The sequence below is a fragment of the Rhodanobacter sp. UC4451_H18 genome (genome assembly GCF_052978225.1).
This window is the reverse complement of record NZ_CM129663.1, coordinates 3,474,558-3,498,313: the sequence shown is the minus strand read 5'-3', so window position 1 is coordinate 3,498,313 and position 23,756 is coordinate 3,474,558. Positions and strand designations below refer to the sequence as shown.

The 23,756-nt window shown below is 66.9% G+C and carries 20 protein-coding genes and 3 tRNA genes; 5 read left to right on the top strand and 18 right to left on the bottom strand.

Going from position 1 to position 23,756, the window contains the following annotated elements; translation table 11 throughout:
• Positions 1-66 precede the first annotated feature (66 nt).
• The 13 genes from secF to ACVCMG_RS15615 form a co-directional block, all read right to left on the bottom strand.
• Positions 67-1,029 (bottom strand): protein translocase subunit SecF, encoded by a 963-nt coding sequence (secF, locus tag ACVCMG_RS15675; protein WP_395119703.1) that lies wholly within the window; start codon positions 1,027-1,029, stop codon positions 67-69.
• 120 nt (positions 1,030-1,149) lie between these two features.
• Positions 1,150-3,033, bottom strand: coding sequence for a protein translocase subunit SecD (gene secD, locus ACVCMG_RS15670; RefSeq protein WP_395119704.1), 1,884 nt, complete (start codon positions 3,031-3,033; stop codon positions 1,150-1,152).
• Between the two features lie 99 nt (positions 3,034-3,132).
• Positions 3,133-3,459, bottom strand: coding sequence for a preprotein translocase subunit YajC (gene yajC, locus ACVCMG_RS15665; RefSeq protein WP_395119705.1), 327 nt, complete (start codon positions 3,457-3,459; stop codon positions 3,133-3,135).
• A 113-nt stretch (positions 3,460-3,572) separates the two neighbouring features.
• Positions 3,573-4,736, bottom strand: a complete 1,164-nt coding sequence (gene tgt, locus ACVCMG_RS15660) for a tRNA guanosine(34) transglycosylase Tgt (protein ID WP_447106488.1) — start codon at positions 4,734-4,736, stop codon at positions 3,573-3,575.
• Positions 4,737-4,831: 95 nt separating this feature from the next.
• Entirely contained in the window at positions 4,832-5,863 is a 1,032-nt protein-coding gene (gene queA / locus ACVCMG_RS15655; RefSeq protein ID WP_447107146.1) for a tRNA preQ1(34) S-adenosylmethionine ribosyltransferase-isomerase QueA, read from the bottom strand.
• 96 nt (positions 5,864-5,959) lie between these two features.
• On the bottom strand, positions 5,960-7,180 hold the full coding sequence (locus tag ACVCMG_RS15650) for an RtcB family protein (RefSeq protein WP_447114515.1): 1,221 nt from the start codon (positions 7,178-7,180) through the stop codon (positions 5,960-5,962).
• Between the two features lie 54 nt (positions 7,181-7,234).
• The gene (locus ACVCMG_RS15645) at positions 7,235-8,359 is read right to left on the bottom strand and encodes a slipin family protein (RefSeq protein ID WP_447114514.1); all 1,125 of its coding nucleotides are present in this window, start codon (positions 8,357-8,359) and stop codon (positions 7,235-7,237) included.
• A 396-nt stretch (positions 8,360-8,755) separates the two neighbouring features.
• Positions 8,756-8,828 (bottom strand) — tRNA-Thr (locus tag ACVCMG_RS15640).
• Positions 8,829-8,899 (bottom strand) — tRNA-OTHER (locus tag ACVCMG_RS15635).
• 627 nt (positions 8,900-9,526) lie between these two features.
• On the bottom strand, positions 9,527-10,132 hold the full coding sequence (locus ACVCMG_RS15630) for a response regulator transcription factor (protein ID WP_395119709.1): 606 nt from the start codon (positions 10,130-10,132) through the stop codon (positions 9,527-9,529).
• A gap of 63 nt (positions 10,133-10,195) precedes the next feature.
• A complete protein-coding gene (locus ACVCMG_RS15625; RefSeq protein ID WP_447114513.1) occupies positions 10,196-11,428 on the bottom strand; it encodes a sensor histidine kinase in 1,233 nt (410 codons plus the stop codon).
• A gap of 15 nt (positions 11,429-11,443) precedes the next feature.
• Positions 11,444-12,223 carry an ABC transporter permease gene (locus ACVCMG_RS15620; protein ID WP_395119711.1) on the bottom strand — a complete coding sequence of 260 codons (780 nt, stop codon included), beginning with the start codon at positions 12,221-12,223 and terminating at the stop codon, positions 11,444-11,446.
• A 1-nt stretch (position 12,224) separates the two neighbouring features.
• Complete coding sequence (locus ACVCMG_RS15615; protein ID WP_447114512.1) at positions 12,225-13,154, bottom strand: ABC transporter ATP-binding protein; 930 nt, start codon at positions 13,152-13,154, stop codon at positions 12,225-12,227.
• 293 nt (positions 13,155-13,447) lie between these two features.
• Here ACVCMG_RS15615 and ACVCMG_RS15610 point away from each other — a divergent pair, with 293 nt between their 5' ends.
• The 4 genes from ACVCMG_RS15610 (at position 13,448) to ACVCMG_RS15595 (ending at position 19,045) form a co-directional block, all read left to right on the top strand.
• Complete coding sequence (locus ACVCMG_RS15610) at positions 13,448-14,944, top strand: aminotransferase class III-fold pyridoxal phosphate-dependent enzyme (RefSeq protein WP_395119713.1); 1,497 nt, start codon at positions 13,448-13,450, stop codon at positions 14,942-14,944.
• 154 nt (positions 14,945-15,098) lie between these two features.
• A complete protein-coding gene (locus ACVCMG_RS15605) occupies positions 15,099-15,455 on the top strand; it encodes a PsiF family protein (RefSeq protein ID WP_447114511.1) in 357 nt (118 codons plus the stop codon).
• A 97-nt stretch (positions 15,456-15,552) separates the two neighbouring features.
• Positions 15,553-16,194, top strand: coding sequence for a uracil phosphoribosyltransferase (gene upp, locus ACVCMG_RS15600; protein ID WP_447106494.1), 642 nt, complete (start codon positions 15,553-15,555; stop codon positions 16,192-16,194).
• Between the two features lie 106 nt (positions 16,195-16,300).
• On the top strand, positions 16,301-19,045 hold the full coding sequence (locus tag ACVCMG_RS15595; protein WP_447114510.1) for a lamin tail domain-containing protein: 2,745 nt from the start codon (positions 16,301-16,303) through the stop codon (positions 19,043-19,045).
• A gap of 49 nt (positions 19,046-19,094) precedes the next feature.
• On the opposite strand, the gene pip is transcribed toward ACVCMG_RS15595, so the two are convergent.
• Positions 19,095-20,054: a prolyl aminopeptidase gene (gene pip, locus ACVCMG_RS15590; protein WP_395119717.1), complete on the bottom strand. Its 960-nt coding sequence runs from the start codon at positions 20,052-20,054 to the stop codon at positions 19,095-19,097.
• Between the two features lie 62 nt (positions 20,055-20,116).
• Positions 20,117-21,508, bottom strand: a complete 1,392-nt coding sequence (locus ACVCMG_RS15585) for an FAD-binding oxidoreductase (RefSeq protein ID WP_395119718.1) — start codon at positions 21,506-21,508, stop codon at positions 20,117-20,119.
• 119 nt (positions 21,509-21,627) lie between these two features.
• Here ACVCMG_RS15585 and serA point away from each other — a divergent pair, with 119 nt between their 5' ends.
• A complete protein-coding gene (gene serA / locus ACVCMG_RS15580; RefSeq protein ID WP_447114509.1) occupies positions 21,628-22,860 on the top strand; it encodes a phosphoglycerate dehydrogenase in 1,233 nt (410 codons plus the stop codon).
• Positions 22,861-22,988: 128 nt separating this feature from the next.
• Here the strand turns inward: serA and ACVCMG_RS15575 are convergent.
• The 3 genes from ACVCMG_RS15575 to ihfA form a co-directional block, all read right to left on the bottom strand.
• Positions 22,989-23,065: transfer RNA gene (locus ACVCMG_RS15575), tRNA-Pro, on the bottom strand.
• 53 nt (positions 23,066-23,118) lie between these two features.
• On the bottom strand, positions 23,119-23,475 hold the full coding sequence (locus ACVCMG_RS15570; protein ID WP_077513841.1) for a MerR family transcriptional regulator: 357 nt from the start codon (positions 23,473-23,475) through the stop codon (positions 23,119-23,121).
• Positions 23,456-23,755 (bottom strand): integration host factor subunit alpha, encoded by a 300-nt coding sequence (gene ihfA / locus ACVCMG_RS15565; RefSeq protein WP_395119720.1) that lies wholly within the window; start codon positions 23,753-23,755, stop codon positions 23,456-23,458. Before ihfA ends, ACVCMG_RS15570 begins: the two co-directional genes overlap by 20 nt.
• Between the last annotated feature and the right edge of the window lies 1 nt (position 23,756).

The following is a 23,756-nucleotide window of genomic DNA, read 5'->3' as shown; positions in this document are numbered from 1 at the left end:
GTATCCCGAAAAAGGAAAGGCCCGGGCATGGCCGGGCCTCTCGTCTGGCTCGTGCCGCGCGGTCGGTCAGGGGCGGCGCGCCAGCTCCGGGTTGTCGCGGGTGACCGGCATCAGGTCCTTCTTCGAGACGCCCAGCCACAGCAGGATCGGGCTGGCCACGAAGATCGAGGACAGCGTGCCGACCACGATGCCGATCAGCATGGTGATGGCGAAGCCGTGCACGGCCGGGCCGCCCAGCAGCCACATCGCGCCCATGGTGATGCCGGTGAACAGCGAGGTGATGATGGTTCGCGACAGGGTGTTGTTGATCGAGCGGTTGAGGATCTCCTCCGGCTCGGCCTTGCGCGCGAGGCGGAACAACTCGCGGATGCGGTCGAACACCACGACCTTGTCGTTGATCGAGTAGCCGATCACCGCCAGCACCGAGGCCAGCACGGTCATGTCGAATTCGCGCTGCACCAGCGCGATGACGCCCAGCGTGACCAGCGTGTCGTGGATTTCGGTCGCCACCGCGGCGATCGCGAAGCGGCGCTCGAAGCGGATCCACAGGTAGGCCATGATGCCCAGGATCACCAGCAAGGCCGCCCAGGTACCGTCCGATTTCAGCTCCGCGCCGACCTGCGCGCTGACGAAGTCGCGGCTCTTCAGCTTGGCGTCCGGTCGCGCCGCATGGAGCTTCGCCATCACGTCGGCGGAAACACGGTCGAGGTTGACCGTGCCGTTGGCCAGGATCGCCTCCGGATCATCCTTGGCCTGGAACCGGATCGACACCTCGCGGGTGCCGCCCAGGCTCTGCACCACGGCGTCCTCGAAGCCGCCCTTGGCCAGCGCGCCGCGCACGTCGGCGATCTCCACCGGCTGGTCGTAGTTGACCAGCATCGACACGCCGCCGGTGAAATCCAGCCCGTAGTTGAGCCCGCGGGTGGCGATCAGCACGATCGAGCCGATCATCAGCAGGATCGCCAGGCCGACCGTGTACTTGCGCATCCCCAGGAAGTGGATGTTGCTGTCGTGATTGAAGATTTCCATGGCAATTCTCTGTGTGGACGTTCCGTTCCGGTCAAGCGGCCCTCATGGCCGCACGATCAATTCAGGGAATCCCTTTCCGGCGAAAGCGGCCGTCCGGGGCCGCACTGTTCGACGCGACGCCTAGACTGACAGGGTCTTGAGCTTGCGGTGGCCGTGGATCGCCGCAGTGAACGCATGGGTCAGCGTCACCGAGGTGAACAGCGAGGTCAGGATGCCGATCATCAGCGTGACGCCGAAGCCCTTGATCGCGCCGGTGCCCATCGTGGTCAGCGCCAGCGCCGCGATCAGGTGGGTGACGTTGGCGTCCAGAATGGTCGACCAGGCCTTCTCGTAGCCGGCGTAGATCGCCGCGTGCGGCGTGGAGCCGTTGCGCAGCTCCTCGCGCACGCGTTCGCAGATCAGCACGTTGGCGTCGATCGCCATGCCCAGGGTGAGCACGATGCCGGCGATGCCGGGCATGGTCAGGGTCACCCCGATCAGCGACATCACCGCCACCAGGATCACCAGGTTGAAGAACAGCGCGATGTCCGCGACCAGGCCGAACAGCTTGTAGTAGACCGCGGCGGCCAGCAGCACCAGGGCCAGGCCCAGCATCACCGACTTGAAGCCCTTGTCGATGTTGTCCGCACCCATGCTGGAACCGATCACGCCTTCCTCGATGATGTCCACCGGAGCAGCGAACGCGCCACCCTTGAGCAGCAGCGCCAGGTCGGATGCTTCCTTCGGGCTGCCCAGGCCGGTGGTCTGGAATTGCCGGCCGAACGGGCTGGCGATGTTGGCGTCGTTGATCACCGACTCGGTGACCTTCGGAACGCGCACTTCCTTGCCGTCGATCATCTTGGTCTCGGTCACGCGCTCGACGTAGACCACCGCCATCGGCTTGCCGACGTTCGCGTTGGTGAAATCGCTCATCTTGCGCGCGCCGGCGGCATTGAGCGTGACGTCTACCTTGGGCGTGCCGCTCTGCTGGTCGATGCCCGAGGAGGCGTCGACCAGCTCCTTGCCGGTCACGATCACCTTCTTGCTGACCAGCACCGGCAGGCCGGTGCCGCGCATGTGGTAGAGGTTGGCGTCCGGCGGGATGTTGCCGGTCTTCTCCGCCTCGCGCGCCTGCGGATCGCCGGGGTGGCCGATGCCGGGGCGGTATTCCAGGGTGGCCACGGTGCCGATCAGCTTCTTCGCCTCGGCCGGGTCCTGCACGCCGGCGAGGTCGACCACGATGTGGTTCTCGCCCTGCTGCTGGATCAGCGGCTCGGACACGCCCAGCGCGTTGATGCGGTTGCGCAGCGTCTGCAGGTTCTGGGTGATCGCGCCGCGGCCGATGTCGCGCAGCTTGTCGGGCTTGATCACCGCATTGAGCACGAAACGGTCGCCGGTGCTGGGACCGTTGGACACCAGCAAGTCGGTGTACTCGTTGGCGATCGCGTCTGCGGCCTTGGCGCGGTCGTCCTCCGAGCGCAACACCACGGCGACGCCCTTGCCGCGCACGGAATTGCGCGCCACCGATTCATAGCGGATCTTCTTGTCGCGCAGCAGGCTGCGGATGTCGTCGGCGTAGCTGCTCTCCTGCTTGTCGATGACGTCGTTCTGGTCGACCTGCATCAGGAAGTGCACGCCGCCCTGCAGGTCCAGGCCCAGCGGCATGGAACGGGCACCGATCATGCCCAGCCACTCCGGCACGGTGGACTGCAGCTTGAACGCCACCGTGTACTTGTCGCCGAGCAGCGCCTTGATCGCGTCCGAGCCGCTCTTCTGCACGTCGGTGTCGGCGAAGGTGGCAAGCAGGCTGTCGCCTTCCACCACGACCTCGCCGAAGGCGATGCGCTTCTGGGTCAGCGTGTCGATGACCTTCTGGCGCACGGCCTGGTCGATTGCCGGCGCACCGCGATTGGCGCTCACCTGAACGGCGGGCACGGGAACAAAGGCGTTCGGCAGCGCGTAGATCACGCCGAACACCATCACCAGCGCGACCAGCGCGTATTTCCAGCGGGGAAAATCAGTCATGATCCGGTCCTTTGCGATCATCCATGATCGCGAACGTCAACAAGCGGCCATCCATGGCCGCACTATTGGAGAAAGTCCCGCGTCCGGACATCCCGCGACTCATGCAGACTTCAGCGAGCCCTTGGGCAGCACCTGCTGCACGGCACCCTTCTGCAGCTTCACCTTCACGTTTGGCGCGATCTCGACCGTGACGAAGGTGTCGCCCACTTCTTCCACGCGCCCGGCCAGGCCGCCGTTGGTGACCACTTCGTCGCCCTTGGCCAGCGCGGCGATCAGGGCGCGGTGCTCCTTCTGCCGCTTCATCTGCGGCCGGATCATCATGAAATACATCAGGCCGAACAGCACCACCATCATGATGATCATGGACATGCCGCCGCCCTGCTGCGGCGTGGCTTGGGCAATCACGGGGGAAAGCGGAAAACTCATCTTCGCGTCTCGCAAGTTGTGGCGCCAGCAGCGATTTCCGCCGAACGCCCGATAAAAGATTCTCGATTATGCCTTGCAGGAGGGGTCAGCGTCACCCTTGGAGGGGGTCAGGGTCACCTTTCGCTTGCCAAAGGTGACCCTGACCCCGGTTCCGGCCCCGGCTCCGCGCCGCGCCGGGCATGAAATTCGGCGACGAAGGCGTCCAGGCGGCGCGCGGCTATCGCCTCGCGCAAGCCTGCCATCAGCCGCTGGTAGTAGCGCAGGTTGTGCATGGTGGCGAGCTGGCTGCCGAGGATCTCGTTGCAGCGGTCGAGGTGGCGCAGGTAGGCGCGGCTGAACCCGTGGCTGCAGGCGTAGCAGTCGCAGCCTTCCTCGATCACCGCGGTGTCGCTGGCGTACTTCGCATTGCGGATGCGCAGCGTGCCCGCGGCGGTGAACAGGAAGCCGTTGCGCGCGTTGCGGGTAGGCATCACGCAGTCGAACATGTCGATGCCGCGGCGCACTGCTTCCACGATGTCCTCCGGCCGGCCCACGCCCATCAGGTAGCGCGGCTTGTCCGCCGGCAGCAGGGGTACGGTGAAGTCCAGCGCGTGGTTGCGCTCGGCCTCCGGTTCGCCCACCGCCAGGCCGCCGATCGCGTAGCCGTCGAAGCCGAGCTTCACCAGCCCTTCCGCGGAGCGTCGGCGCAGGGTTTCGTAGACGCTGCCCTGCACGATGCCGAACAGCGAGTTCGGATTCTGCAAATCGTCGAACGCGCGGCGCGAGCGCTCGGCCCAGCGCAGGCTGAGCTCCATCGAATCGGCCGCCACCTTCTCCGTCGCCGGGTACGGCGTGCACTCGTCGAAGATCATCGCGATGTCCGAATCCAGCGTCGTCTGGATCCGCATCGACACTTCCGGCGACAGGAACACCTTCGAGCCGTCCACCGGCGAGGCGAAGGTCACGCCTTCCTCGGTGATCTTGCGCTTGTGCGCCAGCGAGAACACCTGGAAGCCGCCCGAATCGGTGAGGATGGGCTTGTCCCAGCCGATGAAGCGGTGCAGCCCGCCGAACTTCTCCACGATCTCCAGCCCGGGTCGCAGGAACAGGTGGAACGTGTTGCCCAGGATGATCTCGGCACCGGTATCGGCAACGTCGCGCGGCGTCATCGCCTTGACCGAGCCATAGGTGCCCACAGGCATGAACGCCGGCGTCTCCACCGTGCCACGGGCAAACGTGAGGCGGCCGCGGCGGGCGGCGCCGTCGGTGGCGTGGAGGTCGAACTGGAGGGAGGTCATCCGGCCATTATCGCGGGTTTGCCCTGTTCCGCCCATCGCCACACCGTGTGTGCAGGAACCCGCCAGCGGGCTCCTGCAACCATGCAACGTATCGCTCAGGCGCCGTGCGGCAGGATCAGCATGGCGTCGCCGTAGGAGAAGAAGCGGTAGCGCTGCTCGACCGCGTGGCGATACGCGTCCAGCATGAACTCGCGCCCGGCCAGCGCCGACACCAGCATCAGCAGGGTCGACTGCGGCAGGTGGAAGTTGGTGAGCAGGCCGTCGATGCTGCTGAAGCGGTAGCCGGGGAAGATGAAGATCTGCGTCTCGCCGGCGAACGGATGCACCTGGCCATCCTTGCTGGCGCTTTCCAGCGCGCGCACCACCGTGGTGCCGACCGCGATCACCCGCCCTCCGCTGGCGCGCGTGCGTCGGATTTGCTCGACCAGGTGCGCGCCGACATTGAGCCACTCGGTGTGCATGTGGTGATCTTCGAGATTGACCGCGCGCACGGGCTGGAAGGTGCCGGCGCCCACATGCAGGGTGATGTAGCCGAACTCGACGCCGCGCTCGCGCAGCTGATCCAGGATCGCCTCGTCGAAATGCAGGCCGGCGGTGGGCGCAGCGACCGCGCCGGGCTCGCGCGCGAACACCGTCTGGTAGCGCTCCATGTCGCTGGCGTCGGCGTGCCGCTCGATGTACGGCGGCAACGGCATCTCGCCCAGCTTCAGCAGCAGCCTCTCCAGCGGCTCCGGCGCCTCGAAGCGCAGCCGGAAGAAACCTTCGTCGCGGCCCAACACCACGGCATGGCTGCCGTCGGCCAGTTCGATCTGTGCGCCTTCCTTGGGCTTCTTGCTGACGCCCAATTGCACGGTGGCCTCATGCGCGCCGGTAACCCGCTCGATCAGGATCTCCACCGCACCGCCGGTGTCCTTGCGCCCGTACAGCCGCGCCGGCAGCACGCGGGTGTCGTTGAACACCAGCAGGTCGCCCGGACGCAGGAAGTCGGGCAGCTCGCGAAACATGCGGTCCTGCCGCGACTGCGCGGCCACGTCGAGCAGCAACAGGCGACTGGCCGAACGCTCGGGCAACGGGGCCTGCGCGATCAGCTCATGCGGCAGGTCAAAATCGAAATCGGACTTCTTCAAGGCTGCGGCCGGCATCGGAAAACGGGACATTATCCCGCAGCCGGCGCGCCGGGGCACGCGCGAAAAGACGCCGCCCCTCGCGGAGCGGCGCCGGCTTCATCCCTTCACGCACAGCACCTGGCGCAGCGTGTGCACCACGTCGACCAGGTCGGACTGCGCCGCCATAACCGCGTCGATCGACTTGTACGCCGCCGGCGATTCGTCGATCACCGCCGCGTCCTTGCGGCATTCGACATGGGCGGTGGCCTCCCGATGCTGCGCCAGCGTGATCCGCTGGCGCGCCGCGGTACGGCTCATCACCCGGCCCGCGCCGTGGCTGCAGCTGTGGAAACTTTCAGGATTGCCCTTGCCACGCACGATGTAGCTGCACGTACCCATGCTGCCCGGGATGATGCCCAGCTCGCCGGCCCGCGCGCTCACCGCACCCTTGCGGGTCACCAGCAAGTCCTCGCCACCGTGCGTTTCCTTCTGCACGTAGTTGTGGTGGCAGTTCACCGCCAGCTTTTCCAACTGGAACTTCGGCAGCCGGTGGCGCATCTCGGCCAACACCCTCGCCATCATCGCCTCGCGGTTGGCCTGGGCGTAGTCCTGCGCCCAGGACACCGCTTCCACGTAGTCGTCGAACAATGCTTCGCCTTCCATGAAGAAGGCCAGGTCTCTGTCCAGCAGGTCGAAACCCAGCACGCGCTGCGCCAGCTCCTCGCGCGCCCGCTCGATGAAGTAGCTGCCAATCAGGTTGCCGGTGCCGCGCGAACCCGAGTGCAACATCACCCACACGGCGTCCGATTCGTCGAGGCAGACCTCGATGAAGTGGTTACCACCGCCCAGCGTGCCGATCTGCCGGCCCAGCTTGTCGGTGCGGATCTTGCGATGCTTCGCCTTGATTGCTTCCAGCCGCGCGACCAGCCCGGATTGCGCCAGTTGCGTCTCAATGCTGTCCGGCAGCTTGTGATGGTCGCCACCACGGCCGTTGCCGACCGGCACGCCGCGCTCGATGCTGGAACGCAGCTGGGCCAGGTTGTCCGGCAGGTCGCTGGCGCGCAGCGTGGTGCGCACCGCGGCCATGCCGCAGCCGATGTCCACGCCGACCGCAGCCGGGATGATCGCGCCCCGCGTGGGCACGACTGAACCGACCGTCGCGCCCTTGCCCAGGTGCACGTCGGGCATCACCGCGACCCACGGACCGACAAACGGCAGCATGGCGATGTTGCGCAGCTGCTGCCTCGCGGCATCTTCCAGCGGCACGCCATGCACCCAGCCCTTGATCGGCGTGGCGCTGCCTTCGGCATGCAGAAACTCGTACTGTTGGTTGCTCATCTCTTCTTTCCTTGAATGGATCGCGGCGAGCGCTTCCGTGCGATCGCCGCGAGGTTACTGCTTGAGGCTCACCAGCTGGTTCAGCACGCCGTCCAGGCCGCCGAACACGGTGAGCTTGTCGATCTTCTCGGTGACCTTCTCCAGAGCCTCCAGCTCCTTCAGACGCATCAGCACCGGGCTCTCCTCGATCAGCCGCGCGGTATTGAGCAGCGAACGGGTGGCGTTCGACTCCTCGCGCCGGCGGATCACGTTGGCCTGGGCCGCCTTCTCCGCCTGCACCACGCTGTTCAGGATGTCCTTCATCTCGCCCGGCAGGATCACGTCCTTGACGCCCACGCCGAGCACTTCCACGCCCAGCTCGACGACACGGCCGCGCACGTAGGCAAAGATGTCCGCGTCCAGCGAAGCCTTGTCGCCCAGCAGCTCGTCCAGCGTCTTGCCGGACACCGCCTTGCGCAAGCCGAATTGCAGCTCGCGATAGACGTAGTCGCCGTACTTGACCACCTTGGTGCGCGCGGCGACCGGATCGGTCACGCGCAGGCTGGCGGCCAGGTTCACCCGCAGGCTCACCTTGTCGCGGGTCAGCAGTTCCTGGCCCGACACCTCCAGCGATTGCACGCGCAGCTCGACCACCTCGGCCGCCACGTTCTTCTGGAAATTCCAGAACGCCCAGGCCCCCGGTGCCAGCGTACGCACCAGCTTGCCGTCGATGAACAGCAGGCCTGCCGACTCCGTCGGCACGTCCACCATCACCGCGACCTTGCCGAGCACGCCCAGCTGGCGCAGTCGGCTGGCCACGCGCGCATCGACTTCCAGCGTTTCCGCCAGCGACACCGCCTGCACCTCGACCGGCACCAGGCCCTTCCAGTAGAGCTTGCGCGTACCCGGTGCCAGCACGTCCTCCAGCTTGCCGTTCTTGAGCACCAGGCCAACCTGCTGCGTGCCGATGTCGGCCACGTCGAAGCATTCGGCCAGCGCACCATCCATCAGCGCCATCAGCACGTCAGTGTCGGCGCCGGTGTACTCGGGCTTGGCCAGGTTGTGCACGCTGGCCGCGATACGCTTGCACGGGTCGACAAAGTGGTACACGCCCGGCGGCAGTACGCGCTGGAAACGACGGTTGCGATACAGCAAGCCGCGCTCGCCGTCGCCGATCACGATTTGCTTGATCCAGAACATGTTGATACTCCTTCCGTCAATCCTTGTTTCGATCCGTGGGATAAGCCGACTGCGTCGCCGGATCGGTACGACGCATTAACATTGCAGATAATCGGGCCGCAAAAGCCCCTCCCTCGCGGGATAATCGACGTCATGCGCCGATGAAAGCGAATAAGGCGGAAACGCCTCCTGACGATAATGGGGCGGAGCCGACGTGCGTTGGCGGGGACCGGATATTCCGGCGAATGCCTGCAAGACAATCGCTTCGATATCCGCTTGCCCGCTGTCGGGACGTGGGCCCGGCCCCGCCACCGCCGCCTTGCCTGATCCGCAAACCCTCCGTGGCTTGCAGGCCAGGCGCCGCACGAGGCGTTTCCTGGTCGGAACTTTCGTTCCTGGTCATGACGTGACAGGTCATGGTTTGGAGCGGGAGTCGAACCCGCGACACTCGGTTTACAAGACCGATGCTCTACCCCTCTGAGCTATCCAGTGGCCGACGTGCCGGAATCGAACCGGCGTTTGCAGGAACGAACCTGCCGCTCTACCGCTGAGCCAACGTCGTCGTTGTGGAACACCGCCCGGCAGACCCCGGCATACGCCGCCGGCAAAGCCGCGCGCACCGGATGGGGCTTGAGCCCATGCCGCTGGAGCCGGTCGGTTCGATGTTCCCGATTGCCGGCTGTCACCAACCGGCAATAGGTGCGGGCATGGTTGCCCGATACGTGGTGATCCGTTTCTCGCACAGCCCGCGCCGAAGCACCGGGACGCAGCGCGCAAGCGCCTTCGCAGCTGCGCCCCTGCCTCGGCCATGGCTGACCGGATGCCTCAGGGCGAAACGGATTCCGCAAACCTTGTTCGATGCATGCGCATCCCCTGCGAACGGCAAAAACAAGACGCCCCCGGGGTTGGCGACCCGAGGGCGTTCGCGTTGCCTCGGGAGATCGGGGTGACCGATCTCCGCAAAGGGATCAGTCGATTATCGGCAGACGATTGCCAAGTCGAGCCATTCGCCGCGCATGAACAGGCCTGCATCGCGGCAATACTGCGACGTGCATGGTGTGCTCATCTGGGTTATGCGGAACGACATGGAAACTCTTTTATCTGATGGTCGCCAAAAGGCGAGGGCTGCGGACGTTACACCTATTAACAACCACGCGCAAGCATTTTTTTATCGAATATCGGAAAAACTTACAACCAGCCTTTTTGCCGCGCCAGCCGATACGCCTCGATGCGGTTGCCGACGCCGAGTTTGCCGATCGCTTCGGACAGATAATTGCGCACGGTGCCGTGCGAGAGGTTGAGTTTTGCGGCGATGTCGCCGGCGGATTGGCCCTCGCCGGCGAGGCGCAGCACCTGGCGTTCGCGATCGTTCAGCGGGTCGGCTTCGGACCAGGCTTCCAGCGCCAGCTGCGGGTCGATCGCGCGCCCACCGCGGTGTACGGTGCGCAACGCCTCGGCGAGGTTCTCGGCGGGAGCGTCCTTCAGCAGGTAGCCCGACACGCCGGCGTCCAGCGCGCGACGCAGGAAACCAGGGCGGGCGAAGGTGGTGACGATGATGACCTTCACCGGCAGCTCGTCGTGACGCTGGATGCGCTGGGCCAGCTCCAGCCCGGTGAGGCCGGGCATCTCGATATCGGTGACCAGCACATCGGGCTTCAGGCGCTGCATCTCCCGCCACGCCGCCTCGCCGTCGGGTGCGGAGCCGAGCACCTCCATGTCCGGCTCCAGGCTCAGCAGCGCCGACAGTGCGCCGCGCACCATCGCCTGGTCCTCGGCCAGCAGCACGCGGATCATGCGGCGCCTCGTGGCGATTGCTTCAGCGGCATTGGAAAAGCTCCATCGTGATGGCTTCGATCGTCAGGCGGCCGAATGCCCACCCTGCGCCGCGGGCACCACGCCGCCGGCAGCGGTCGCTGGCATGGCGACCAGTCGCAGCACCGGCAGCGGCGCACTGACCAGCATGGTCGTGCCGCCGCGCAACGGCGAGCTGATCTCCAGCGTGCCGCCCAGCGAGCGCACGCGCTCGCGCATGCCGCGCAGGCCGTTGCCGGCGCCGTCGATGCCGCCGCGGCCGTTGTCACGGATACTCATGCGCACGCCGGCAGGCTCGCGCACGAAGTCGACGTTCGCGCAACTTGCCGCCGCGTGGCGCGCGATATTGGTCGCCGCCTCGCGCAGGATCAGCGAGAGGCTGCGTTCGGTGTCTTGCGGCAAGTCGGTCGGCGGTGCCGCGTATTCCATGCACACCCCGGAGGATTCCAGCAGCAGCCGCGCCGAGGCCAGCTCGGCCGCCAGGTCGGTGGCGTGGATGCCGCTGACCGCACTGCGCACTTCGGCAAGGGCGTGACGCGCCACCTTCTCCGCCTCTTCCACTTCGCGCCTGGCCGCCGCATGGTCCCGGTCGAACAGCTTGCGTGACAACTCCAGCTTCAGCGTGATCAGCGACAGGGTATGGCCCAGCAGATCGTGCAGGTCGCGGCCGATGCGCTCGCGCTCGGCAGTGGCCGCCAGCCGACGCACTTCTTCGTGCGAGAGCCGCAGCTGCGCGTCCTTCTCCTCGCTGCCATGCTCGGCCTTGATGATGATGCCGATGATGAACGAGGTCAGCGGGATGGAGAACACGGCCTGCCATGGGTAACCGAGCAGCGAGGTCTCGGCCAGCAACACCACATTGAGCCCGGCCAGCCAGCCGAGATAGGCGCGGAAACGACCCACGCTGGTGCAGAGCATCACGCAGCCATAGATGAAATAGGTCAGCCCGCTGGGGTACCAGGGCAGCAACGACATGCTCAGCAGCACCAACGCGAGGGCGCCGGCGCGGACCTGCGCACGCGGCCCCGCGATGCACCGGTAATACAGCAGCAGGAACAGCGGATAGCTAACCAGAGTGGTGACGACCCAGCGCGTGCTCCAGCCGTCGTTGTTCCACACCGGCACGACGAAGATCCACGCCGACCACAACAGGTGCACAGCATCCACCCACGGCGATTTGCCGCGATGCATGTTGCGCGCCGCCGCGGAGTCCGGCGCCGGGGTCAGAAACTGGACGATGCGCTTGTGCATGACGCCAGGCTCCCGCAGATTGGTCATGAGGGTGATCCTACTTCAACCGTTCCGGTGCAAACGCCGCGCCGCCAGCCACAGGAAAACCGCAGCGAAACCGGCCAGCGCCAGCACGTGGCCCAGCACAGGGCCATGGTTCAGACCCACCGCCGCCTGGGTCAGCTGGTTGAGGTGATAGCTGGGCCAGACGGGCGCGATCTGTTGCAGCATCCGCGGCAACATCGACAGCGGCAGCCACAGGCCGGACAGGAACGCCATCGGCAGATAGACCAGGTTGAGCAGCCCCGGCGCGCCCTGCCCCTTGAGCAAGGTGCCGACGAACATGCCCAGCGCGCAGAACGGCAGTACGCCGAAAGCACCGGTGGCGACCAGCGCCAGCATCTGGCCCCACGACAGACTGACGTGCGCCAGGAAGATGCCGATCAGCAGCAGCAGCGCGATCACCACGGTGGCCGCGATCATGGCCATCACCATCTTGCCCAGCAGGTAGGCGCCAGGCGGCATCGGCAAGGCACGCTTGAGCGTGAGCAGGCCGCCATCGCGCTCGATCGCCAGCGAGACGCCGAAGCCGAACAGGCCCGGTCCGATGATGCCGAACGCACCATAGCTGGCCAGCAGGTAGCGCGACGCCTCGCCGTGGTTCAGCAACACGCCGAACATCACGTAGAACACCGTCGAGAACAGCGTCATCGGCAGAATGAAACCCGGCGCGCGCAGGTAGCGCAGGCATTCGCTGCGCATCTCGGCCAGGTAGGCGCCCAGCACGCGCCGGCGCGACATCGGCATCGCGGCGGCAAGCGGAATCGACATGGCTTGATCCATCTCAGGCAACCTCGCGGCGTGTTTCGGGCAAGCCCTGTTCGGCCTCGCGGGTGAGTTCGGTGAATGCCTCGGCCAGGCCGGCGCGCTGCACTTCCAGCTCGCTCAGTTGCGGGTCGGCGTCGAGCAGGCGGCGTACCACCGCTTCGGCCGCGTCGGTGGTCACGTGCAGGCGGTCCTGGCGCCGTTCCGCCGCGGTGACCGCAGGCCAGCCGCCGACCACGCCGGCATCCACCGTGCTGACGCAGCGGATGCGCCGGGTCGCGATCCGTGCGCGCAGCGCCTCGACCGTCCCTTCGTGGATCACCCGCCCGCGCGCCATCACGCAGACCCGGTCGGCCAGCACCTCGGCTTCCTCCAGGTAATGCGTGGTCAGCAGCACCGCGCAGCCCTCGGCCCGCAATTGGCTGATCGCCGCCCACAGCCTCTGCCGCGCCTCGATGTCCATGCCCACGGTCGGCTCGTCCAGGAACAGCAGCTCGGGCCGGCCGCACAGCGCCAGCGCGAACTGCACGCGCCGCTGCTGGCCGCCGGACAGCTTCGCGTAGGGGCGAGCCAGCAGGTCGTCGACACCGGCCATGCGGGCGCTCTCCGCCATGCTGCGGGGGGCCGAGTAATAGCTCGCAATCAGACGCAACAGTTCGCCCACCCGCAGCGTGCCGGGCAGTTCGGCGTGCTGCAGCATCACGCCGATGCGCCGGCGTGCGCGGACATCCCGGGGATCGCGCCCGAACAGCTCGACCGTGCCGGCATCGGCGCGCAGCAAGCCCAGCAGCAGGCTGATCGCGGTGGTCTTGCCGGCGCCGTTGGGGCCCAGCAGGGCCAGCAACTCGCCGCGGCGCAGTTGCAAACCGGCATTGTCCAGCGCGACCAGGCGGCCGTAGCGCTTCTCCACGCCCGCCAGCCGGGCCACCACCTGCTCGGAAACAGTCATCGACATGATCCTCCTCGATGCCCGCAGCTTGGGCATTTCGCGGCCGATTGCCCATGCGCCGGCGTCAGTCATCGGGGGTGACAGCCGTCATGCCGGGGGTACCGGAGACCTGCCCGGGCGCGTTATGCTGGGCCAATGATCTTGCGCGACCGGCACGTCCGGGCGCCCCGACGCGGGCTCGCCACGCTGGAATTTGCGCTACGCAAGGATTTCCGGCCCACGACGCCCACGCGCGGATCGAGCGGCCTGCTTCGCGCTGGGTGCGAGGCGCCGACGTCTACGAGGAGAATGTCATGGGTGTGATCAACCAGCTGCGCGAACTGCGCGAATTCGGCGGCAAGCCCCGCACCACCGGCCTGGACGACGCCAGCATCGAGCGCATGGCGGCGAACGATCCGCTGCTGGGCCAGGCAGTCGCCGAGGCCGTCGCGCGCCACCGCGAGCTGCGCGACGAGCTGGGGGATTTCCTCAAGCTCGACGAAGCCGAGCAACTGGCCAAGGCACAGGCGGGTTTCGTCAATTTCTACCCGGACGACGCGATCAACCCGTACCTGCCGGCCGCCGCGCGCGGGCCGTGGATCGTCACGCTGAAGGGCGCCGTGGTGCACGACAACGGCGGCTACGGCATGCTGGGTTTCGGCCACAACGATGCGGCCATCCTGGCGGCGCTGTCGCGCCCGCAGGTGATGGCCAACGTGATGTCGCCCAGCGTGGCGCAGATGCGTTTCACCGCCGCACTGAACAAGGAGCTCGGCCGCAACCGCGGCAAGAATCCGTACGAACATTACCTGTGCCTCAACTCCGGCTCCGAGTCGGTGTCGCTGGCCTGCCGCATCGCGGACGTCAACGCCAAGGCGATGACCGATGCCGGCGCGCGCCATGCGGGCCGCACGATCAAGCGACTGGCGGTGAAGGGCGCCTTCCACGGCCGCACCGAGGCGCCGGCGCTGTATTCGGACTCCTCGCGCAAGACCTACCAGCAGAACCTGGCCAGCTACCGCCACGAGGAGAGCGTGATCACGGTGGCGCCGTATGACGTGGCGCAACTGAAGGCCGTGTTCGCCGATGCCGACAAGCACGGCTGGTTCATCGAGGCCATGTTCCTGGAACCGGTGATGGGCGAAGGCGACCCGGGCCGGGCGGTGACGCCGGAGTTCTACAGTGCCGCCCGCGAGCTGACCGAAGCGCACGGCACCCTGCTGCTGGTCGATTCCATCCAGGCCGGGCTGCGCGCACACGGCGTGTTGTCGATCACCGACTACCCCGGTTTCGAGAAACTGCCGGCGCCGGACATGGAAACCTTCTCCAAGGCGCTCAACGCCGGCCAGTACCCGCTGTCGGTGCTGGCGGTGGGCAACCGCGCCGCCGGGTTGTACCGCAAGGGCATCTACGGCAACACCATGACTGCCAACCCGCGCGCACTCGACGTGGCGCTGGCCACGCTGGGCGAATTGACCGATGAGGTGCGGCAGAACATCCGCGAGCGCGGCAAGGAGTTCGTCGACAAGCTTGGCGCGCTCAAGCACGAGCTGGGAGGCCTGATCACCAAGGTGCAGGGCACCGGGCTGTTGTTCTCCTGCGAACTGGCCCCGGAGTACAAATGCTTCGGCGCCGATTCGACCGAGGAATTCATGCGCGAGCACGGCATCGGCGTGATCCATGGCGGCGTCAACTCGCTGCGTTTCACCCCGCATTTCAAGGTCACCAGCGCCGAGGTCGACCTGATCGTCGCCCACGTGCGCAAGGCCTTGCTGGAAGGCCCGCGCAAGGCCAAGGCCGAAGCGGCCTGAGCCGCGCGGCCACCCACACCGGCTGCGGCGAAACACGACGTTTCGCCGCAGCTGAATACTTCATGCACGTAAGAACTTGCCGACTGCCCTGACGGTGTCCCCCTGCCTAGACTGATCCGGCCGGCAGCTGCCGGTCACCCAGGGAGGATTCACCATGTCACTGTCACTGCGCCTGCTCGCCATCAGCGCCGCCTTCGCCTTTGCCGGCACCGCCTTCGCAGCCAGCCCGGCGACCCCGGCGGCATCCACCAAGCCGCACACTGCCCAGCAGCAGCGGATGATCGACTGCAACCACCAGGCCACCGGCAAGAAGGGCGCCGAGCGCAAGGCGTTCATGAGCTCCTGCCTGAAAGGCCATGCCTCGGCGCCCGCGGCGGCGTCGACCGACACGGCCCAGCACGCGAAGATGAAGAGCTGCAACGCGGACGCCAAGACCAAGGCGCTCAAGGGTGCCGAGCGCAAGGCGTTCATGAGCTCCTGCCTGAAGGGCGGAGCGGCCGCCGCGCCCTGACGCATCGCGGTGCTGTCCATGCCGGCGTGCGTGGACAGCACCGCTTCGCTAAGCTCCCGGACTGTCGCGCCCGGCGCCGCCACCAGACCGTCCACCGATGAAGATCGTCGAAGTCCGCCATCCGCTGATCCAGCACAAACTGGGCCTGATGCGCCGCGCCGGCATCAGCACCAAGGAGTTTCGCGAACTGGCTTCCGAAGTCGCCGCCCTGCTCACCTACGAGGCCACCAAGGATCTGGAGACGGTCGAGGAGGAGATCGAGGGTTGGGCCGGACCGCTGCACGTGCATCGGATCAAGGGCCGCAAGATCACCATCGTGCCGATCCTGCGCGCCGGCCTGGGCATGCTGCCCGGCGTGCTCGACATGATTCCGGCGGCCAAGGTCAGCGTGGTCGGCCTGCAACGCGACGAGCACACGCTCAAGCCCGTCACATACTACGAGAAACTCACCGGCCGCATGGACGAGCGCATCGCGCTGATCGTCGACCCCATGCTGGCCACCGCCGGCACCCTGGTCGCCACCGTGGACATGCTCAAGGCGGCCGGCTGCAAGCGCATCAAGGGGCTGTTCCTGGTCGCCGCGCCGGAAGGGCTCGAACGCATCACCGCGACCCATCCCGATATCGAGATCTACACCGCCTCCATCGACCAGCGGCTCAACGAGAACGGCTACATCCTGCCCGGCCTGGGCGACGCCGGCGACAAGATCTTCGGCACCAAGCAGCTGCCCGCCGGCTGAGCGCCAGATCGCCGCGGAAGCGGCATGCGCGGTTTCACGGCACGGTCACAAGGCGCCACTAAACTCGGCGCGTTCCGGCTGACCGGACGTCATCGGGGGAGAAACCATGTTCGCAAAGCTCGCGCAACGCGGCCTGTGGCTGCTGCTGGCCGGCATCGCCTCGACGTTCGCCGCACAGGCTGCCGACGTCAGCATCGACCAGTTCCGGGTTCGCGGCCCCGCCGGCGGCAACGACGAGTTCGTCGAACTGTTCAACGCCGGCCCTGCGGCGATTGACTTGTCCGCGTACAAGTTCAACGCCTCCAACGCCAGCGGCACGATCGGCACGCGGCTTACCTTCCCCGCCGGCACGCAACTGGCGTCGGGCTGCCACCTGCTGCTGACCAACAGCGCCAGCGGCGGCTACTCCGGCAGCGTGCCGGGCGATCTCACCTACGCCACCGGTGTCACCGACACCGGTGGCCTGGCCCTGCTCGACGCCGACGGCAACATCGTCGACCAGGTGGGCCTCAGCACCGGTTCGGCCTACAAGGCGGGCACGCCGCTGGCCTCGCTGGGCAGCAGCAACATCGACCAAGGCTACCAGCGGCGGCAGACCGCGGCCGGCCTGCCGCAGAACTCCGGCGACAACAGCGCCGATTTCGTCACCGTGAGCCCGACCCAGCCGCACAACAGCGCCAGCACCTGCGTGGCCATGGGCCCGTCGCTGTCGATTGCCGACGCCAGCATCAGCGTGCACGGCGCCAGCGACGTGGCGATGCCGTTCACCATCACCATGAATGAACCGGCGCCGAGCGGCGGCACCAGCGTGCACGTGGCCACCGCCAACGGCAGCGCCACCGCGGGCGTGGAGTACGAAGCGCTCGACACTACCCTCACCATCGCCGCGGGCGAGACCCAGGCCAGCTTCAACGTGGTCGTGCATGGGCGCTCCACGCCGGCCGACGACAAGGACTTCAGCGTCACGCTGAGCGATCCCGGCGACGGCGTGGCGCTGGGCGACGCCACCGCCATCGGCACCATCCACTACGACATCCCGGTGCAGGCGGAGATCTGGCAGATCAACGGCAGCGGGCAGTGGGCGGCCCTGCTCGGCAAGTCGGTGCTGACCTACGGCAACGTGGTCACCGCAGTGGGCCCGCTGGGCTTCACCATGCAGACGCCCGACGCGCGCGCCGACGCCAGCCCGCTGACGTCCAATGGCGTGTATGTGTTCACCAACGCCGCACCGACGGTAAGCGTGGGCGAGGCGGTGGACGTCGCGGCGGTGGTGGACGACTACTACGGCCTCACCGAGTTGAAGAACCCGACGATAAGCGTGGTCGGCCGCCACGTGCGCCTGCCGCGCGCCGTCGTGTTCGACCGGCGCACGCCCTCGCCCGATCCGGACCAGCTCTCCTGCGGCACCACCAATTTCCAGTGCTTCATGAGCATGCGTGTGCGCATCGATCACGGCATGATCAACACCGGCAACAAGCGTTTCAGCAGCGAACCGTATGCGGAGGTCAGCATCACCGCCAATGGCCGGCGCTCGCTGCGCCAGCCCGGCGTGGTGTTCGGCGTGCCGGTGCCTGCGGGCGTGGACCTGCCCAACTGGAGCGGCAACCCGGAAGTGTTCAAGATGAACACTGCCGACTTCGGTGCGGTGCCGCTGAACACGCCGTTCAACGCCGGCAGCACGTTCCGGGCCGAGGGCGTGATCTCCTACGACTTCGGCGCCTACACCTTCATCCCGACGCAGTTCCGGCTGGCGTACGCCGCGCCGATACCACGGCCGGTCTCGCCCACCCCGCTGCTGGCGCTGCGCATCGGCGCGTTCAACATGGAGCGCTTCTGCGACAGCGTGTTCGACACCACCTACACCTGCAGCGGCGGGAGCAAGGAGCCCACGCCGGACGCCGTCGCGCTGAAGACCCGCCGCCTGTCCAGCTATGTCGGCAGCGTGCTGCAGCTGCCCGACGTGCTGTCGGTGGAGGAAGTGGAAACCCGGCCGCTGCTGCAGGGCCTGGCTACGCAGATTCTTGCCGACTATGGCGTGGCGTACGACGCTTACCTGCTGCCCGGCCACGATCCCAGCGGCATCAACGTCGGATTCCTGGTGCGCCGCGACCACGTGCAGGTGCTCTCGGTGCAGCAACTCGCCGCCGGCGAAACCTGGGACGACGACGGCCACACCGCCTTCATCCACGACCACCCGCCGCTGCTGCTCACCGCGCAGGCAGGCCGCACGCGTTTCCACGTGATTGCCGTGCACATGAAGGCGCGCTCGAACGTCGACGACAATACCGCCGCCGCGGAGCGTGATCGGGAAAAGCGTTTCCTGCAGGCAAAATCGCTGGCCAGCCAGGTGCAGGCGCTGCAGCAGGCCGATCCGCGCATGCCGCTGCTGGTGGTGGGCGACTTCAATGCCTACCAGTTCACCGATGGCTGGACCGACGTGGTGAACCTGGTCGCCGGCCGCTACGACGACAACCAGAACCTGCTCAAGCTCGGCCACAATATCGTGCAGCCGGCGCTGTGGAACGCGGTGAACACGGTGCCGCCCGACGATCGCTACTCGTTCCTTTACACGCAGAACTTCGGCGAGATCCAGGGTTACACCAGGGCCGGCAGCGGCAACCCCGGGCGCACCGTGCCGACCTTCCAGGTGCTGGACCACGCCCTGCTCAACGTGCCGGCGCGGCTGCGCTTCCTGCGCATGCAGTTCGGCCGTGCCGACCTCGACGCGCCGGCGCAGACCGTCGACGACGCCGCCAATGCCAGCGACTGGACGCGGGCGATCGGCGTCTCGGACCATGACGGCTTCGTGGTGGACCTGTTCGTGCCGCTGATCCACCGGCGGCTGCACTGAACACACTGGCGAAGGCCGCCGACCGGCGGCCTTCGCACGTTGACCGGGCTCAGCGACCGAAGCGGTCGGTGGCTTCCAGCAACTGGTGCAGGATGCCCGGCTCGAACGCCGAATGGCCGGCGTCCTGCACGATGTGCAGGTCGGCTTCGGGCCAGGCACGGTGCAGATCCCATGCGCTGCGCAATGGGCACACCACGTCGTAGCGGCCCTGCACGATCACGGCCGGAATATGGCGGATGCGATCCACGTTGCGCAGCAACTGATCGTCGTGTTCGAAGAAGCCGCCGTTGACGAAGTAATGGCATTCGATGCGGGCAAAGGCCAGCGCGAAGTCGTCCGCGGCACTCGATTCGATGTGCGACTTGTCCTGCCACAGGAAGCTGGTGGCGCCTTCCCATACCGACCAGGCGCGCGCGGCCGCGCTGCGCACCGCCGCGTCGTCGCTGGTCAGGCGGCGGTGGTAGGCGCTCATCAGGTCACCGCGTTCCACCTCGGGGATTGCAGCCAGATAGGTTTCCCATGCGTCCGGATACAGCGCGTCGCAACCCTTCTGGTAGAACCACTCCAGCTCTTCCCGGCGCAGCATGAAGATGCCGCGCAGCACCAGCTCGGTCACCTTGTCCGGATGGGTCTGCGCGTATGCCAGCGCCAGGGTCGAACCCCACGAACCGCCAAACACCTGCCAGCGGTCGATGCCAAGGTGCTCGCGCACGCGCTCGATGTCGCCGACCAGGTCCCAGGTGGTGTTGTCGGCGAGTTCGGCATGCGGGGTCGACTGGCCGCAGCCACGCTGGTCGAACAGCACGATGCGATAGACCGCCGGATCGAAGAAGCGCCGGCATTTCGGATTCGTGCCGCCGCCCGGGCCACCGTGCAGGAACACCACCGGCTTGCCGTGCGGATTGCCGCTCTGCTCGTAGTACAACGTGTGCAGCGGCGACACCGGCAACATGCCGCGGTCGAACGGCTCGATCTCGGGATACAGCGAACGCAGCGGCGACGACGGCATGACGGCTCCTTCGAATCCACAGACAAGCCGCCAAGGCTAGCACGGGCACGGTTTGCAGGCCCTCAATCGCCAGCAAACAGCTTGCCGGGATTGAGGATGCCGCGTGGGTCGAACACCTTGCGCACGCCGCGCATCAGGTCGATCTCCGCCGCGCTGCGGGTGCTGTCCAGATAGGCCCGCTTGACCAGGCCGATGCCGTGTTCCGCCGAGATGCTGCCGCCATGGCGCTGCAGGGTATCCGCCAGCAGATGGGTGACGTGTTCGCACTGCTCGATGAACGCGGCCTCGGCCAGGTCATCCGGCCGCAGCACGTTGATGTGCAGGTTGCCGTCGCCGATGTGACCGAACCAGACCACCTCGGCTTGCGGATACTCGCGCGCCAGCAACGCCTGCATGTCGTGCAGAAAGGCGGGAACCGCGCCGACCCGAACCGAGATGTCGTTCTTGTACGGCCGCCGCGGCGCCAGGCTCTCGGTGATGCCTTCGCGCAGGCGCCACAGCGCGGCTGCCTGCGCTTCGCTCTGCGCGATCACGCCGTCGCTGACCCAGCCCTGTTCCAGTGCCAGCTCGAATGCAGCCAACGCTGCTTCCTGCTGCCGCTCGTCCGCAGCATCGAACTCGGTGACCACGTAGTACGGATAATCGCCGTCGATGGCGCGCTGCGCGCCGTGTGCCAGCACGTGGCGCAAGGCGTGATCGGTGAAGAACTCGAACGCCTGCAGCACCAGCCGCGCGCGGAACAGCGCGAACACCTGCATCAGCGCGTCCATGTCCGGCAACGCCAGCAGCATCACCTGCGAGGGTAGCGGCGGATCGGTGAGCTTCAGCGTCGCCTCCACCACGATGCCCAGCGTGCCTTCCGAGCCGACCAGCAACTGGCGAAAATCGTAGCCGCTGGAGTTCTTCACCAGGCCGCGGTTGAGATCGAGCAGCTCCCCGTTGCCGGCCACCACCTTCAACCCGGCGATCCACTCGCGCGTGTTGCCGTAACGGATCACCCGGATGCCGCCGGCGTTGGTGGCTATGTTGCCGCCGATCGAACACGAGCCGCGCGCCGCGAAATCGACCGGATAGATCAGGCCATGCTGGCGTGCCGCGTCATGGACGTGCTGCAGGATCATCCCCGCCTGCACGGTGAGGGTGCGATCGACTGCATCGAAGCCGAGCACGCGCTGCATCCGCTCCAGGCTGAGCACCAGCTCGCCGTTCGCCGCCACCGCGCCGCCGGACAGACCCGTACGCCCGCCCGATGGCACGATCGCCACCGCCTGCTCGTTGGCCCAGCGCACGATCGCCTGCACTTCTTCCACCGACGTCGGCAAGGCGATTGCCAGCGGCGCCGGCGTCCAGCGGCGGGTCCAGTCGCGACCGTAGTGTTCGAGGTCGGCCGCGGCCGTCAGCAGGCGCAGTTCGGGCAGTCGGCGGGACAGGTCGGCGAGGCGGTCATCGGACATGCGGCGGCTCCGGGGGCATCCACACAGACTGCCAGTCGCGCCGGAGCGCGTCCAGTGTTGCAGTGCGGCAATTCCTCGCCTACTCTGGACCGACCGCCGCCACCGGACACGCCACGAAGATGCAGACCTCCTATCCGCGCCAGGACATCAAGGTATTGCTGCTGGAGGGGGTCAGCGCCAGCGCGGTGGAGGTATTCCATCGGGCCGGCTACAGCCAGGTCGAGTTGCACGCCAAGTCGCTGCCCGAGGACGAACTCAAGGCGCGCATCGGCGAAGCCCACATCATCGGCATCCGTTCGCGCACGCAGCTCACCGCCGAAGTGCTGGCGCAGGCCAAGCGGCTGATTGCGGTGGGCTGCTTCTGCATCGGCACCAACCAGGTGAACCTGGGCGCCGCCCGCCTGGCCGGCGTGCCGGTGTTCAACGCGCCCTATTCCAACACCCGCAGCGTGGCCGAACTGGTGATTGCCGAGGCGATCATGCTGCTGCGCGGCATTCCGCAGAAGAACGCGCAATGCCACCGCGGCGGCTGGGCCAAGTCGGCCAACGGCAGCTACGAGACGCGCGACAAGGTGCTCGGCATCGTCGGCTACGGCCACATCGGCACCCAGGTCGGCGTACTGGCCGAGAGCCTGGGCATGCGGGTGATCTTCCACGACATCGAGACCAAGCTGGCGCTGGGCAATGCCCGCGCCGTATCCAGTCTGGACGAACTGCTGGAACGCGCCGACGTGGTCACCCTGCACGTGCCCGAGACCCCGGCCACGCAGCTGATGATCCGCGCCGAACAACTGGCGAAGATGCACGCCGGCGCCATGCTGATCAACGCCTCGCGCGGCAGCGTGGTCGACATCGATGCGCTGGCCGTGGCACTGCGCGAGAAGCGGCTGGCCGGCGCGGCGATCGACGTGTTCCCGCTCGAACCCAAAGGCAACGACGACGCCTTCGTCTCGCCGCTGGCGGGCATGGACAACGTGATCCTGACTCCGCACATCGGCGGCAGCACGCTGGAAGCGCAGGACAACATCGGCATCGAGGTGGCCAGCAAGCTGGTGCGCTACAGCGACAACGGCTCCACCCTGTCGGCGGTGAACTTCCCCGAGGTCACCCTGCCCGAACACCCGCACAGCCGCCGCCTGCTGCACATCCACCGCAACGTGCCCGGCACGCTGTCGCGCATCAACGAACTGTTCTCCGCCGGCAACCTCAACATCGACGCGCAGTTCCTGCAGACCGACAGCGAAGTCGGCTACGTGGTGATCGACGTCAGCGCCGACGAGGCCCAGGCGAATGCGTTGAAGGCGCAGATGGCGACGATTCCGGGGACGCTGCGCGCCCGAGTGCTGTATTAGGCCGGGGATGGGGAAAGGGCATCGGGAATCGGAAGAGCTGGCGATGCGGCGGCACCGCTTCTTCGATTTCCCATTTCCGCACATGAAAAAAGCGCCCGATGGGCGCTTTTTTCATGTGCGAAATCACTTGGTCGGGGCGGCCGGATTCGAACCGACGACCCTCTGCCCCCCAGGCAGATGCGCTACCAGGCTGCGCTACGCCCCGACGAAACGGCGATTCTAGCAGCTTGTGGTGCGCTGCCGGAAGCGTGATGTCGCTCAGCGGCGCAGCAACGTCAGCACTTCCTCCAGCTCCATCCGCACCTGGCGCACGATCTGGTGCGACATGCTCGATTCCAGCCGTGCCTGCGGGCCTTCAAGGCGCGCGCGCGCACCGGTGATGGTGAAACCCTCGTCGTACAGCAGCGAACGGATCTGACGGATCATCAGCACGTCGTGGCGCTGGTAGTAGCGGCGGTTGCCGCGGCGCTTGACCGGGTTGAGGGCCGGAAACTCCTGCTCCCAGTAACGCAGCACGTGGGGCTTCACACCGCACAGCTCGCCCACTTCACCGATGGTGAAGTAGCGCTTGGCCGGGATGGCCGGCAGTTCGGTGTTATTCCCTTGATCCAGCATAGCTTTCGACTCTCACCTTGAGTTTCTGCCCCGGTCGGAAGGTCACCACCCGCCGCGCGGAGATCGGGATCTCCTCGCCGGTCTTGGGGTTGCGCCCCGGCCGCTGGTTTTTCATGCGCAGGTCGAAATTGCCGAACCCGGACAGCTTCACCTGCTCGCCGTTCTCCAGCGCACCACGCACCACCTCGAAGTAGGCATCCACGAATTCCTTGGCCTCACGCTTGTTGAGGCCCACGTCGAGGAAAAGCCGCTCGGCCATTTCCGCCTTGGTCAGCGCCATC

Coding starts and splice junctions, on each gene's coding strand:
- secF (WP_395119703.1), bottom strand. CDS start 1,029: ATGGAAATCTTCAATCACGACAGCAACATCCACTTCCTGGGGATGCGC.
- secD (WP_395119704.1), bottom strand. CDS start 3,033: ATGACTGATTTTCCCCGCTGGAAATACGCGCTGGTCGCGCTGGTGATG.
- yajC (WP_395119705.1), bottom strand. CDS start 3,459: ATGAGTTTTCCGCTTTCCCCCGTGATTGCCCAAGCCACGCCGCAGCAG.
- tgt (WP_447106488.1), bottom strand. CDS start 4,736: ATGACCTCCCTCCAGTTCGACCTCCACGCCACCGACGGCGCCGCCCGC.
- ACVCMG_RS15650 (WP_447114515.1), bottom strand. CDS start 7,180: ATGAGCAACCAACAGTACGAGTTTCTGCATGCCGAAGGCAGCGCCACG.
- ACVCMG_RS15645 (WP_447114514.1), bottom strand. CDS start 8,359: ATGTTCTGGATCAAGCAAATCGTGATCGGCGACGGCGAGCGCGGCTTG.
- ACVCMG_RS15630 (WP_395119709.1), bottom strand. CDS start 10,132: ATGATCCGCGTGCTGCTGGCCGAGGACCAGGCGATGGTGCGCGGCGCA.
- ACVCMG_RS15625 (WP_447114513.1), bottom strand. CDS start 11,428: ATGACCAATCTGCGGGAGCCTGGCGTCATGCACAAGCGCATCGTCCAG.
- ACVCMG_RS15620 (WP_395119711.1), bottom strand. CDS start 12,223: ATGGATCAAGCCATGTCGATTCCGCTTGCCGCCGCGATGCCGATGTCG.
- ACVCMG_RS15615 (WP_447114512.1), bottom strand. CDS start 13,154: ATGACTGTTTCCGAGCAGGTGGTGGCCCGGCTGGCGGGCGTGGAGAAG.
- ACVCMG_RS15610 (WP_395119713.1), top strand. CDS start 13,448: ATGGGTGTGATCAACCAGCTGCGCGAACTGCGCGAATTCGGCGGCAAG.
- ACVCMG_RS15605 (WP_447114511.1), top strand. CDS start 15,099: ATGTCACTGTCACTGCGCCTGCTCGCCATCAGCGCCGCCTTCGCCTTT.
- upp (WP_447106494.1), top strand. CDS start 15,553: ATGAAGATCGTCGAAGTCCGCCATCCGCTGATCCAGCACAAACTGGGC.
- ACVCMG_RS15595 (WP_447114510.1), top strand. CDS start 16,301: ATGTTCGCAAAGCTCGCGCAACGCGGCCTGTGGCTGCTGCTGGCCGGC.
- pip (WP_395119717.1), bottom strand. CDS start 20,054: ATGCCGTCGTCGCCGCTGCGTTCGCTGTATCCCGAGATCGAGCCGTTC.
- ACVCMG_RS15585 (WP_395119718.1), bottom strand. CDS start 21,508: ATGTCCGATGACCGCCTCGCCGACCTGTCCCGCCGACTGCCCGAACTG.
- serA (WP_447114509.1), top strand. CDS start 21,628: ATGCAGACCTCCTATCCGCGCCAGGACATCAAGGTATTGCTGCTGGAG.
- ACVCMG_RS15570 (WP_077513841.1), bottom strand. CDS start 23,475: ATGCTGGATCAAGGGAATAACACCGAACTGCCGGCCATCCCGGCCAAG.
- ihfA (WP_395119720.1), bottom strand. CDS start 23,755: ATGGCGCTGACCAAGGCGGAAATGGCCGAGCGGCTTTTCCTCGACGTG.